Source organism: Mesorhizobium waimense (genome assembly GCF_003601975.1).
GTDB classification, from domain to species: domain Bacteria; phylum Pseudomonadota; class Alphaproteobacteria; order Rhizobiales; family Rhizobiaceae; genus Mesorhizobium; species Mesorhizobium waimense.
In genome coordinates, this window is record NZ_QZWZ01000037.1 from 46,049 (window position 1) to 57,625 (window position 11,577).

At 63.3% G+C, this 11,577-nt stretch carries 12 protein-coding genes; 7 read left to right on the forward strand and 5 right to left on the reverse strand.

The window, feature by feature from the left end:
* Positions 1-21 precede the first annotated feature (21 nt).
* The 3 genes from D3227_RS30775 to msrA all read left to right on the forward strand — a co-directional run bounded on the left by D3227_RS30775 (position 22) and on the right by msrA (position 2,057).
* On the forward strand, positions 22-729 hold the full coding sequence (locus D3227_RS30775) for a DUF1223 domain-containing protein (protein WP_120017968.1): 708 nt from the start codon (positions 22-24) through the stop codon (positions 727-729).
* An 83-nt stretch (positions 730-812) separates the two neighbouring features.
* Entirely contained in the window at positions 813-1,157 is a 345-nt protein-coding gene (locus D3227_RS30780; RefSeq protein ID WP_120017969.1) for a hypothetical protein, read from the forward strand.
* A 159-nt stretch (positions 1,158-1,316) separates the two neighbouring features.
* Entirely contained in the window at positions 1,317-2,057 is a 741-nt protein-coding gene (gene msrA, locus D3227_RS30785; protein WP_120017970.1) for a peptide-methionine (S)-S-oxide reductase MsrA, read from the forward strand.
* Positions 2,058-2,152: 95 nt separating this feature from the next.
* On the opposite strand, the gene D3227_RS30790 is transcribed toward msrA, so the two are convergent.
* A complete protein-coding gene (locus D3227_RS30790; RefSeq protein ID WP_120017971.1) occupies positions 2,153-3,157 on the reverse strand; it encodes a cytochrome d ubiquinol oxidase subunit II in 1,005 nt (334 codons plus the stop codon).
* Between the two features lie 12 nt (positions 3,158-3,169).
* Positions 3,170-4,531 carry a cytochrome ubiquinol oxidase subunit I gene (locus D3227_RS30795; RefSeq protein ID WP_120017972.1) on the reverse strand — a complete coding sequence of 454 codons (1,362 nt, stop codon included), beginning with the start codon at positions 4,529-4,531 and terminating at the stop codon, positions 3,170-3,172.
* Between the two features lie 228 nt (positions 4,532-4,759).
* Between D3227_RS30795 and D3227_RS30800 the strand changes: the two genes are divergently transcribed.
* Both D3227_RS30800 and D3227_RS30805 read left to right on the forward strand, forming a co-directional pair.
* The gene (locus tag D3227_RS30800) at positions 4,760-5,686 is read left to right on the forward strand and encodes an ABC transporter ATP-binding protein (RefSeq protein ID WP_120017973.1); all 927 of its coding nucleotides are present in this window, start codon (positions 4,760-4,762) and stop codon (positions 5,684-5,686) included.
* On the forward strand, positions 5,683-6,444 hold the full coding sequence (locus D3227_RS30805; RefSeq protein ID WP_120017974.1) for an ABC transporter permease: 762 nt from the start codon (positions 5,683-5,685) through the stop codon (positions 6,442-6,444). Before D3227_RS30800 ends, D3227_RS30805 begins: the two co-directional genes overlap by 4 nt.
* A gap of 13 nt (positions 6,445-6,457) precedes the next feature.
* Here D3227_RS30805 and D3227_RS30810 read toward each other — a convergent pair whose 3' ends face one another.
* Complete coding sequence (locus tag D3227_RS30810; RefSeq protein WP_120017975.1) at positions 6,458-7,495, reverse strand: phosphatidylglycerol lysyltransferase domain-containing protein; 1,038 nt, start codon at positions 7,493-7,495, stop codon at positions 6,458-6,460.
* A 272-nt stretch (positions 7,496-7,767) separates the two neighbouring features.
* Here D3227_RS30810 and D3227_RS30815 point away from each other — a divergent pair, with 272 nt between their 5' ends.
* Together D3227_RS30815 and D3227_RS30820 are read left to right on the forward strand one after the other, a co-directional pair.
* Positions 7,768-8,259, forward strand: a complete 492-nt coding sequence (locus D3227_RS30815) for a MarR family winged helix-turn-helix transcriptional regulator (RefSeq protein ID WP_120017983.1) — start codon at positions 7,768-7,770, stop codon at positions 8,257-8,259.
* A complete protein-coding gene (locus D3227_RS30820) occupies positions 8,256-8,945 on the forward strand; it encodes a GNAT family N-acetyltransferase (RefSeq protein ID WP_120017976.1) in 690 nt (229 codons plus the stop codon). Before D3227_RS30815 ends, D3227_RS30820 begins: the two co-directional genes overlap by 4 nt.
* 19 nt (positions 8,946-8,964) lie before the next feature.
* Here D3227_RS30820 and D3227_RS43070 read toward each other — a convergent pair whose 3' ends face one another.
* Positions 8,965-9,315 (reverse strand): hypothetical protein, encoded by a 351-nt coding sequence (locus D3227_RS43070; RefSeq protein WP_245451937.1) that lies wholly within the window; start codon positions 9,313-9,315, stop codon positions 8,965-8,967.
* Between the two features lie 19 nt (positions 9,316-9,334).
* Positions 9,335-11,338 (reverse strand): PhoX family protein, encoded by a 2,004-nt coding sequence (locus D3227_RS30830; protein ID WP_120017978.1) that lies wholly within the window; start codon positions 11,336-11,338, stop codon positions 9,335-9,337.
* Positions 11,339-11,577 lie beyond the last annotated feature (239 nt).

An 11,577-nucleotide genomic window follows, 5' to 3' on the forward strand; every position in this document is an offset into this window, starting at 1 on the left:
AGCTTGCAACGGAGACCCAAAATGACTGGATCAAAGGCGAAAAGGGGCGCGATGCGGCTTGGCGCCGGTGCGGCGCTGCTGGCTCTCGCCGCAACGGGTGCCGCCTCTGCCCAACCGCTCACCGTGGTCGAGCTGTTCACCAGCCAGGGCTGCTCGTCATGCCCGCCGGCCAACGCCAATCTGATCAAGGTCAAGGACCGTTCCGGCGTCTTGGCGCTGTCGTTCAACGTCACCTACTGGGACTATCTCGGCTGGAAGGACACGTTCGGCAGAGAAGAATTCACGCAGCGCCAGGTGAACTATGAGCCGGCGCTCGGCCGCTCCGGCCCGTTCACGCCGCAAGTGGTGGTCAATGGCGATGCCGACACGGTCGGCGCCCGTCCCGGCGAGATCGAACAGCTGATTGCCCGCAGCGGCCGCATAAAGGGCCCGTCGCTGTCGCTCGACGACGGCAAGATCGCCATCGGCGCCGGCAAGGCGCCTGCCGGCCGCGCCGATGTCTGGCTGGTGCGCTACCGCCAGGGCGTCGTCGAGGTGCCGGTGGCTCGAGGCGAAAACACCGGCCGCACCTTGCCGCACGCCAATGTCGTGCATGCGCTGAAGAAGCTCGGCAGCTGGACCGGCGAGGCGACGACGATTTCCCTGCCCGCCGATTCAGGCGGCCTCAGCACCGCGGTGCTGGTGCAATCCCCCGGCGGCGGGCCAATCCTGGCCGCCGTCACCAATTAACCGTTCAAAAGTTTCGCGGCGCCGCATGGAGCGGCGGCGCACTTCCCGGCCCGAGTGCCATCAACCCTCCAGAGGAGACCATCATGACCTATTTCTCTCGCCTGACGCTGCCGGCGCTCGCCTTCGCGCTCTGCTCGACGACGCTGTTTGCCGGCGGCATCGCGCGCGCCGAGGATGCGATGAAGCCGGCCAACGCCATGGCGACCGACGCCATGAAGCCGGCGACGGACGCAATGAAACCGGCGACCGATGCCATGAAGCCCGCGGACGCCATGGCGCCGGATGCGATGAGCACAAATGCGATGAAGCCGGCGATAGCGACCGATGCGATGAAGAAGGACTGCATGGACAAGGCAGCCATGGCAACCGACGCCATGAAGAAGGACGAGGCGACCAAGGCCTGCGACGCGATGGGGGCAGCCAACTAGCTTCGGCTCGCCTCCGCCCCTGGCCATGGCCGTTCCCTGTCCAGGTCAGGGACGGTCCTTTTGGTCCGGCCCCGAGCTGGAACGCGCACCGCGCACGGCAATGTGAGACAAGGGCGGACCATCCGCCATATAATAGGACACCATCATGGGAGATCAGACATGACCGGCATTCACGAAAAAACCGCGCGGCGATCGGCCAATTTCGCCAGGGGCGCGCTGGCCGCCCTCATCCTGGCGGCGGCGGGTGCCGCGCTGTGGCAGAGCCCGGCCGTCTCGGCCGAGGACGCGGTGGTGATCCCGCCGCCGGCGCTAGACGAGAAGGCATCGGCAGGCAGTGAGAAGGCGGTCTTCGCCGGCGGCTGCTTCTGGGGCGTGCAGGGTGTGTTCCAGCACGTCAAAGGTGTCAGCAGCGCCGTCTCCGGCTATGCCGGCGGCAGTCAGGAGAACGCCGTCTACGAGACGGTCGGCACTGGCCGCACCGGCCACGCGGAATCGGTCGAGATCACCTACGATCCGTCCAAGGTGACCTATGGCCAGCTGCTGCAGGTGTATTTCTCGGTGGCGCACAATCCGACGCAGCTGAACTACCAGGGCCCGGACAGCGGCACCCAGTACCGCTCGACCATCTTTGCCGAGAACGACGCGCAGAAGAGGATCGCCGAAAGCTACATCGCCCAGCTCGACAAGGCCAAGGTGTTTTCGAAGCCGATCGTCACCACGCTGGAGACCGGCAAGGCCTTCTATCCGGCCGAGACCTACCACCAGGATTTTTTGACGCTGAACCCGACCTATCCCTACATCGTCTACAACGACCTGCCCAAGGTGGCGAATTTGAAGGCGCTGTTCCCGGCGCTGTACAGCGAGAAGCCGGTGCTGGTGCTGGCAAGCAGCAAGAGCTGAGGTTAGAGGTGGGCGATGCTCGCTTAGAGATGTCGGCGCGAAGGATCGCCAACATCTCCCGGCCTAGCGCCAACTACTGTCAGTAACCGACCCTCTCAATCATACGTCAAATCCGTCGCCTTGCCGCCAAACACGCGGTACGCATAGAAAGAATAGAAGATGATGATCGGCAGCACGACGACGGTGCCGGCGAGGATGATGGCGAGGCTTTCGGGCGCGGACGCCGCCTGCCAGATGGTCAGCTTGTCGGGCACGACGAAGGGGTAGAACGACCAGGCAAGCCCGGCAAAGCCGAGCGCGAAGATGGCGGCCAGAGTCAGGAACGGCGTCAGCGCGTGGCGGTCGTCGGGCCTGGGCAGATGGAAGGTCTGCCGCCACAGCCAGACGAACAGCAGCGCCGACAGGATCGGCAGCGGCGACAGATAGAGCATTTGCGGCCAGACGAACCATTTGTCGAAGATGCGCGGGCTGGCGAAGGGCGTCGCCAGCGACACCGCAAGCATGCCGAGCGCCGCCAGCACAAGTGCGGTGCGCAGCCAGACCACCGCCTTCTTCTGCAATTCGCCTTCGGTCTTGTAGATCAGCCAGGCGGCGCCCATCGCGGCATAGGCGGCGGCGAGGCAGAGCGCGACCAGCGCGCCGAAGGCCATGCCGCCAAAGCCGACATCGAGGCCGAGCACATAGACGCCCAGCATATAGCCCTGCGCCAGCGAGGCGATGATCGAGCCGAGGAAGAAGATGCGGTTCCAGCGGTGCTTCCTGCCGGCCGGCACCTTGGCGCGGAAATCGAAGGCGACGCCGCGCAGGATGAGGCCGAGAAGCAGCAGGAACACCGGAATGTAGAGCGCGGTGAGGATGGTGCCGTGCGCCAGCGGGAAGGCGACCAGCAGCAGGCCGACGGCCAGCACCAGCCAGGTCTCGTTGGCGTCCCAGAACGGACCGATGGCGGCGATCATCGTGTCCTGCTCGGCATCCTCGGCGGCCGCGAACAGAATGCCGATGCCGAGGTCGAAGCCGTCAAGGATGACGTAGATCAGGATGGCGAGGCCCATCAGGCTGGCGAAGATCAGGGGGAGCGCGGTTGGCCAGTCGAAGGTCATTGGTCTGTCCCCTTATTCACTGACTGCCGGTTGCGACAATGCCGCATTCATGACGCCGGGCAGCGGCGAGGCGTCGCCATCCTTGGCCGCCTTCAGCGCCAGGTGCACCAGCACGCCGAGATAGGCGATCAGAAGCAGCACATAGAGGATGAGATAGACGGCCAGCGTCAGCGCGACATGGCTGCCGGCGACCGGGCCGACGGCGTCGGCGGTCTTCAGGACTCCGGTGACCAGCCAGGGCTGGCGGCCGATCTCGGTCGTGTACCAGCCGGCAAGTGTGGCCAACCAGCCGGACAGCCCCATCGGCACCATGATCAGGGCCAGCGGCTTCGGCAGGCTGTGACGGCGCTTGAGGAAGAAGGCGGCCGACCAGGAGACGATCAGCATCAGGACGCCGGTGCCGACCATGATGCGAAAGCCCCAGAACACCGGGAAGACCGGCGGATGGTTGCCGGGATAGTCGTTGAGGCCCGGCACCACGCCACTGGTGCTGTGGCGGAGGACAAGGCTGGCGCCGTCGGGGATGGCGATCTCGAACCTGTTTTCCCTGGCCGCTTCGTCGGGGAGCGCGAACAGGACCAGCGGCACGTTGGGGCCGGTGTTCCAGTTGGCCTCCATGGCGGCTATCTTCTGCGGCTGGTGCTCCAGCGTGTTGAGGCCGTGCTGGTCGCCGGCGAAGATCTGGATCGGAATGAGCATCGCGGCGGTGAAGACGCCGGTGCGCAGCGCCTTCCACATCGATTCGGAACGGTCGCCGTAGAGATAGCGCAGCGCCGACAGGCCGGCGATCAGGAAGGACACCGTCAGGCCGGAGGCTAACAGCATGTGGACGAGCCGGTACGGCATGGACGGATTGAAGACGATCGCCCACCAGTCGACGGCGTGCGCGACGCCGTCGCGCATCTCGAAGCCGGCTGGCGTCTGCATCCAGGAATTCAGCGCGATGATCCAGAAGGCGGAGACCGTGGTGCCGCCGGCCACCAGCACCGTTGCCAGCGTATGGATGCGGTTGGAGACGCGGCGGAAGCCGAACAGCATGATGCCGAGGAAGGCCGCCTCGAGGAAGAAGGCGGTCAGGATCTCATAGGCGAGCAGCGGGCCGGCGATGTTGCCGACAGTTTTCATGTAGCCCGGCCAGTTGGTGCCGAACTGGAAGCTCATGGTGACGCCGGAGACCACGCCCATGGCGAAGGACAGTGCGAACACCTTCACCCAGGTGAAATAGGCCCGCATCCACGCGGAATCGCCGGTCGCATTGTAACGCAGCTTGAAGAACAAGAGCACCCAGCCAAGCGCGATGGTGATCGCCGGAAACAGGATATGGAACGAAATATTCGCGCCGAACTGGATGCGCGACAGAATGAGCGGGTCCATGGCGGGCTCCGGCTGCTGCTTATTGTCAGAGAATAAGGCGCAAGCCCGACTGGGTCAAAGCGGCTTGGCGTCACGCGGGGCGCGTTGTTGCAGCATCCGGCTGCAAATCGTCAGTTGTACACACTGGCAATGGCCAGAACTGTCAGGAGCGGCATTGACTTCCGGTCGCGCGCACCGACATTCACCGGATTCCGCTCAACAACGCGTTTCAGGCAGCCGTTTTCAGCCATGCCATCAATCATATCGATTTCTGGGGTCACCAAGACCTACGCCACCGGTTTCCAGGCGCTCAAGGAAATCAACCTCCACATCAAGCGCGGCGAAATCTTCGCGCTGCTCGGGCCGAACGGTGCCGGCAAGACGACGCTGATCTCAATCGTCTGCGGCATCGTCAACCGCTCGTCCGGTACCGTCACAGTCGACGGGAACGATATCAACCGGGACTATCGCGCCGCGCGCAGCCTGATCGGGCTGGTGCCGCAGGAGCTGACCATCGACGCCTTCGAGAGCGTGTGGGCGACGGTGAATTACAGCCGCGGCCTGTTCGGCAAGCCGGCCAACCCGGCATTTGTCGAGAAGGTGCTGCGCGACCTCTCGCTGTGGGACAAGAAGGATGCCAAGGCGATCACGCTGTCGGGCGGCATGAAGCGCCGGCTGATGATCGCCAAGGCGCTGTCGCACGAGCCGCGCGTGCTGTTCCTCGACGAGCCGACGGCCGGCGTCGACGTCGAGCTGCGGCAGGACATGTGGGAGATGGTGCGGCGGCTGCGCGAGGACGGCGTCACCATTATCCTGACCACGCATTACATCGAGGAGGCCGAGGCGATGGCCGACCGTGTCGGCGTCATCAACCGCGGCGAGATCATACTGGTCGACGACAAGGCCGAATTGATGCGCAAGCTCGGCCGCAAGCGTCTGTTGGTGGAACTGCGCAATCCGCTCGACACCATCCCCGAGAAACTGTCGCGCTACGCGCTCGAGCTGTCGCCGGACGGCCAGCAACTGACCTACACCTATGACAACCAGAGCGACCGACCAGGCGTCGCCTCGCTGCTGCGCGACCTCGAGACCGCCGGCATCCATTTCCGCGACATGGACACGGAAAACAGCTCGCTCGAGGAGATCTTCGTCAATCTTTTGAGGCAAGAGCCATGAACCTGCGCGCCGTCTGGGCAATCTACCGGGTGGAAATGGCGCGCGCCTTTCGCACAGCGCTGCAGAGCATCATTTCGCCGGTCATCTCGACATCGCTCTATTTCGTCGTCTTCGGCTCGGCCATCGGCTCGCGCATCACCGAGATCGACGGCATCAGCTACGGCGCTTTCATCGTGCCCGGGCTGATCATGCTGTCGCTTTTGACTCAGTCGATCTCGAATGCCTCCTTCGCCATCTATTTCCCGAAATTCGTCGGCTCGATCTACGAGCTGCTGTCGGCGCCGGTCTCCTATCTCGAGATCGTCATCGCCTATGTCGGTGGAGCGGCGACCAAGTCGATCATCCTCGGCCTGATCATCCTGGCAACGGCATCGCTGTTCGTGCCGCTTCACATCGAGCATCCGATCTGGATGCTCGCCTTCCTGGTGCTGACTGCCGTGACCTTCAGCCTGTTCGGCTTCATCATCGGCATCTGGGCCAAGAGCTTCGAGCAACTGCAGCTGGTGCCTCTGCTGATCATCACGCCGCTGACCTTCCTGGGCGGCAGCTTCTATTCGATCAACATGTTGCCCGACATCTGGCGCACGGTGACGCTGTTCAACCCGGTCGTCTATCTGATCAGCGGTTTCCGCTGGAGCTTTTACGGCAAGTCGGATGTCTCGGTCGGCATCAGCCTCGGCATGACGGTCGTCTTTCTGCTGATCTGCATCGCGATCGTCGCCTGGATCTTCAGGACGGGCTACCGGCTGCGCAACTGAGCGGGCGGCCGCTTCAGATCGCCTTCACCAGCCGCAGCAGGCCGAGCATCTCGACCAGCGTCCCCTTGCGGAAGGCGATATAGGTCGGCTGCTCCTGGCCGTGGAAGCGGCGCTTGAATGCCGCCTGGCCCTGCAAATTGAACTTCGAGCGATTGACCCATGCGGAACCATAGGCGCGCTGGAAGGTGCCGCGCCAAAAACTCGATTCGGCAAAGCCGCTGGCTTCGATGTCGACCAGCGGCGACAGACCCAGCGTGACGACGGAAATGCCTTCCTCGCGAAAGCGGTCGACGGCGAATTTGGTCAGGCCGATCTCGGCATGCGGGGTGACGTCGACATGCTTGCGCTTGAAGGCCGTGGTGTAGCCGATGACCTTTCCGTCGCTGAACAGGGGATCGAAGTCGAGCAGGGCGACCAGCTCGCCATCGGGGCCGCGCAGCACGAAACGGCGCATGTCGGCGCCGAGATGGTCGGCGAAGGGCCGGTTGAGGAAGCCCATCTCCCAGCGCTTGACGATGCGCTCGCTGCGCCAGTTCTCGGAGAGCCTGGCAATCTCGTCGAGGAAGATGCTGCGCTTGTCTTCCTCGAAGGAATAGCCCTTTTTCAGCAACCAACGCTCGGAATAGCGCACCGTTTCGTTGCGCTTGCCGGAGAAATCATGATCGGGCAGCGGCAGCCTGGTGTCGATGCCCAGGCGGTTGACCTGATAGCCGAGCGAGGCCAGCACGCGCGCGGTCTCGGCGCCGATCTGCACGAACCATGGGCCGCCGGCGGCTTCGACGAAACGTCTGATGTAGGCGGGCCGTTCAGGCGGATGCACCACCGGGTCGCCGAGCGCGAAATGGTGCTTCATCTTGGTACCGAAGGCGATGTAGCCGTCGCTGTCACCGAAATAGGACAGTTTCTGCTGCACGGCGGTCGAGTAGGCGAGCGAGAAATCGCCATATCGGCGAACCAGCGCCAGGCGCTCGACATGCGACAACTCCTGGCGCGGAACCTTGGGTGCTGCGCCTTCAAGAAGCCTGTCGATGGTGATGCGCAAGGAGGGCATGGCCGATCCGCGTGTCGAAAAGGGAGACCCGCCAGCCCACGGGCCTCGAATCAGTCGCACTGACGCGACCTGATTTATCGATCATATCGCGCATGCGCCATAGAGGGCGCTATCGGCGCCATCTGCAGGGGAATCTCGGCCAAAAGGCGGCGGATGGCAGCGGCCCTATTCCCTGGGTCATCACTCGCTCGAGTTGCGCCTTACGGCAGTGGCCTTTGACTTTCCATGCATTGTTATATATCATGTTATTGTTTCGTGTAGACCGGTTGATCATGGAAGACGTCATTCGATCTCTTGGCTTCTTGTGCCTGGGCAGCAGGTTGAAGCGTATAGGCGAGCAGTTGCAGGCGGATACGCAGCGCGTGCTCGATCGCCTGGATGTGCCGGTTCAGTCGAGCCAGTATCCGCTCCTTGCCGCGCTCGACAGGCTCGGCGCCCTGCCGGTCGGTGAACTGGCGCAGGCTCTTGGGATTGCGCAGCCGGGCGTCACGCGAAGCGTGGCGCTTCTGGCCGAACTGGGACTGGTCGAAGTCAGCCAGTCAAACAATGACCAGCGACGCAGGATTGTCTCGCTCACCCGGAACGGTCGACGGCTGGTCGATGTTGCCAAGCGCGACGTCTGGCCACGCATCGAGAAAGCCGTCGCGGATTTGTGCGCAGACCTTTCGGGGCCGCTTCTGGATCAACTGGCCGCAATCGAGGACGGCCTTGCGGCGGCTCCCATCGACCGTCGTGTCGAGAAGGCTGGGGCAGTCGTGCAATGAAGCACCTGCTTGACCGTCCCATTTGGAGCGCACTAGCGACGCGCCATCGGATGTTCGCGCAAGGTGACAACCTCGCCAAGCGATACCGATCGTCGATCGTTCCTTTCGCCGCCACAGCCGCGGACGACGCGCAAAGCTTGCAGGCGCTCAGTCGTCTCATTCCCCCACTCGAGAGCACCATCCTGGTCCAGGCGGATGCAATCGTCTTGCCTGCGGAGCTTTCAACGATTTCGACCGCGTGCCTGGTACAGATGACAGCCGAACAGCCGTTGCTGATCGTGTCCGACGAGCGCGTGCAACGTCTGACGCGAAACGATGCGGCCGACATGCTCGCCCTGGCATCGGTCACCAAGCCTGGCCCGTTCACGCTGGAGGCGTTGAGCCTCGGCGATTTCTGGGGCGTGAAGATCGACGGCCGACTTGCGGCGATGGCTGGCGAGCGCATGAAGCAACCTGGCTATGCCGAACTCAGCGGGGTGTGCTCGCATCCGGACTTTCGCGGCCGCGGCCTGGGCAGGCTGCTGACCCTGTTCGTGGCAAACCAGATAGAGGCGCGCGGCGAAATACCCTACCTTCACGCCTACGCCAGCAACTCCGCGGCCATAGGACTGTACGAGTCCATTGGCTTCAAGCTGAGAAGCACGCTGAATATGGCCGTGGTCCAACATGCTCATAGGGGCGCGTGAGCGGCTGTTCCCGTGGACATCAAGCCGACTTTGAATCAAGCCGTCGGAAACCAACGGCTTCCATTAGCATGTCCTCCTCGACCATGCCGGCATTATGCAGTGCAAGCAGGGTCAGGGCGATTTCCCGCGCCTCGGCTGACTCGGGATGCGCTTCGCGCCGCTGGCAGGCTTCATCAAAGACGCGCTGCAGCCTGGCGATATCAGGAGGCTTGAGCAGGCCACGATCATAAATGGATTTCGGCATGGCGATCTCCTGATAAAGACCTAGGGCGCCACGCTTAAATTGCCAATCTTTCCCGAGGCTTGATAGATTCCTGAATAGAAAAAGGAGGGATTTCGGGTTGCCGAAATCCCTCCTGCGATTGTTCAATCTCTCCAGACTGGCCGTGTCAGACCGCGATCTTGCCGCCGCCCTGCTTGGTGATGGCGACCACCGACGGGCGTACCGGCATGTCGGGCTTGAAATCGGGCCAGCGGGTCGACAGGTCCTCATAGTAGGAGGGCCGGCCGAAGGGCTCCCAGTCCTCGCCACCGTCGCCCGGATGCTGGACGGCGACGAAAGCGGTCTGGTCGTCCGGCGCAAACAGCGGGCCGCACATTTCGGCGCCGATCGGCACGCGGAAGAACAGCTTTGACGTCGCCCGTGCCGAGCCTTCGGTGTCGACCGCCCACAGGCCATCGGTGCGGCCGGTGGCCTTCGGGCCCTGGCCATCGGTGGCGACCCACAGGCGCCCGGCTGAATCGACGGCGCAATTGTCCGGCATGCCGAACCAGCCATTGGCTGTCGTCGCCGTCGAGAAGGTGGCGCCGACTTCGGCCACCGAGGGATCGCCGCACTTCAGCAGCACTTCCCACTTGCCCTTGGTGGCAGTGAAATCGCCGCCGTCCTCGACGATCTCGATGATGTGGCCGAAGGCATTCTCCGCGCGCGGGTTGGCAGCGTCGACCTGCTCGGCCTTGCGCTTGGAATTGTTGGTCAGCATGACATAGACCTTGCCGTTGCCGGCATTGGGCTGGATGTCCTCGGGGCGGTCCATCTTGGTGGCGCCGAGCAGGTCGGCGGCGCGGCGCGTCTCGATCAGCACGTCGGCCTGATCGGCAAAACCGTTCTCGGCGGTCAACGGGCCCTGGCCAAAGACGATCGGCAGCCATTCGACCGAGCCGTCCTCGGCGAACTTGGCGACATGCAGCGTGCCGTCGTCGAGCAGGTTCATGTTGGCGGCGCGGTCGTTCGGGTTGAACGTGCCTTTGGTGGCGAATTTGTAGACATAGTCGAAGCGCTCGTCGTCGCCGAGATAGAAGACGACGCGGCCATCCTTGGCGACGATCGATTCGGCACCCTCATGCTTGAAGCGGCCCATGGCGGTGCGCTTCCGCGGCGTTGAGGTCGGATCGTTGACGTCGACCTCGACGATCCAGCCGAAGCGATTGGCCTCGTTCGGCTCCTTGGCGAGATCGAAACGGTCGTAGTGCGCACCCCATTCATAGGCACCTTCGGGAATGCCGAGGCGCTTGTAGTTGGCGGCTTCCTTGTGGTCGGCCGGCAGTTCGCCGGAGAAATAGCCGTGGATGTTCTCCTCGGCCATGACATAGGTGCCCCAGGGCGTGACGCCGCCGGCACAATTGTTGAGGGTGCCGATGACCTTGGTGCCGGACGGGTCGGCGCTGGTCTTGAGGCGGTCATGGCCGGCAACAGGGCCGGACAGTGCCATTTCGGTGTTGGAGCTGATGCGGCGGTTGAGCTTGCCGTCGCGCACGACCTGCCATTTGCCGCCGTCCTTGCGGATCTCGACGATGGTGCCGCCGTGTGCTGCCATCTCGACATCGACCTGTTCTTTGCTCAGCGGTGCGACTTCGAGCGCCTTCTTGCCGTCCTTGTCGACGATTTTCACGATGCCCGGAAACATCAGGTGCGAGTTGGTGTATTCGTGGTTGACGACCAGCAGGCCGTGCTCGGCAGAGCCGTCGATCGGGATATAGCCGACATAGTCGTTGTTGTAGCCGAACTGTTTCAGCTGGGCCTCGGCCGACTGTTTCGTCGGGTCGAATTCAGGCGAATCGGCAAACAGCGGATCGCCCCAGCGCAACAGCACATCGGCATCGTAACCGGGTGCGACGTGATGCTTGTCGTCGATGCCGGCTTCAAGCTCGTCGAAGGAGAAGGCCGAACCCTCGGCGGCGCGGGCATTGTCGGCGCTGACCAATGCCAGCGGGCTGACGGTGGCGGCGATGGCCGAGACGGCGAGCGAACCTTTCAGAAAACCGCGGCGCGAGAAGCGCGAGGCGATGATCTCGCCCATGGTGCGGTTGTCGGTGGGATTGGTGGCCGGGCCGTCATTTTCCTCGAGCAGGCTGGTGCGGAAACGGGCGTCGGGGGAGCGATGGTCGGTCATGGGACTTGCCTCTGGCTTCTTGGAGTGGCTGGAGCGGGTACTCGACCCTTACAGTCGGCTGATCACACTTTCGTGACATTGTAAGCCGGTTTCAATCACGACCTGGACCTAGTCATCTGGAACTGAAGTTCGTTACATTGTATGCTACGTCGCTTCTGGAGAGGAGCGCATTATGGCGAACGCGAATGGCCGCCCAACCGCGCCGTTGGTTCTGAGCGCAGACGAGCAGGATTATCTCG

What these genes read in the sequence shown, in the direction of transcription:
- D3227_RS30820 (WP_120017976.1), top strand. Translation starts at nt 8,256, where the DNA reads ATGAAGCACCTGCTTGACCGTCCCATTTGGAGCGCACTAGCGACGCGC.
- D3227_RS30795 (WP_120017972.1), bottom strand. Translation starts at nt 4,531, where the DNA reads ATGGACCCGCTCATTCTGTCGCGCATCCAGTTCGGCGCGAATATTTCG.
- msrA (WP_120017970.1), top strand. Translation starts at nt 1,317, where the DNA reads ATGACCGGCATTCACGAAAAAACCGCGCGGCGATCGGCCAATTTCGCC.
- D3227_RS30815 (WP_120017983.1), top strand. Translation starts at nt 7,768, where the DNA reads ATGGAAGACGTCATTCGATCTCTTGGCTTCTTGTGCCTGGGCAGCAGG.
- D3227_RS30805 (WP_120017974.1), top strand. Translation starts at nt 5,683, where the DNA reads ATGAACCTGCGCGCCGTCTGGGCAATCTACCGGGTGGAAATGGCGCGC.
- D3227_RS30800 (WP_120017973.1), top strand. Translation starts at nt 4,760, where the DNA reads ATGCCATCAATCATATCGATTTCTGGGGTCACCAAGACCTACGCCACC.
- D3227_RS30780 (WP_120017969.1), top strand. Translation starts at nt 813, where the DNA reads ATGACCTATTTCTCTCGCCTGACGCTGCCGGCGCTCGCCTTCGCGCTC.
- D3227_RS30830 (WP_120017978.1), bottom strand. Translation starts at nt 11,338, where the DNA reads ATGACCGACCATCGCTCCCCCGACGCCCGTTTCCGCACCAGCCTGCTC.
- D3227_RS30810 (WP_120017975.1), bottom strand. Translation starts at nt 7,495, where the DNA reads ATGCCCTCCTTGCGCATCACCATCGACAGGCTTCTTGAAGGCGCAGCA.
- D3227_RS30775 (WP_120017968.1), top strand. Translation starts at nt 22, where the DNA reads ATGACTGGATCAAAGGCGAAAAGGGGCGCGATGCGGCTTGGCGCCGGT.
- D3227_RS30790 (WP_120017971.1), bottom strand. Translation starts at nt 3,157, where the DNA reads ATGACCTTCGACTGGCCAACCGCGCTCCCCCTGATCTTCGCCAGCCTG.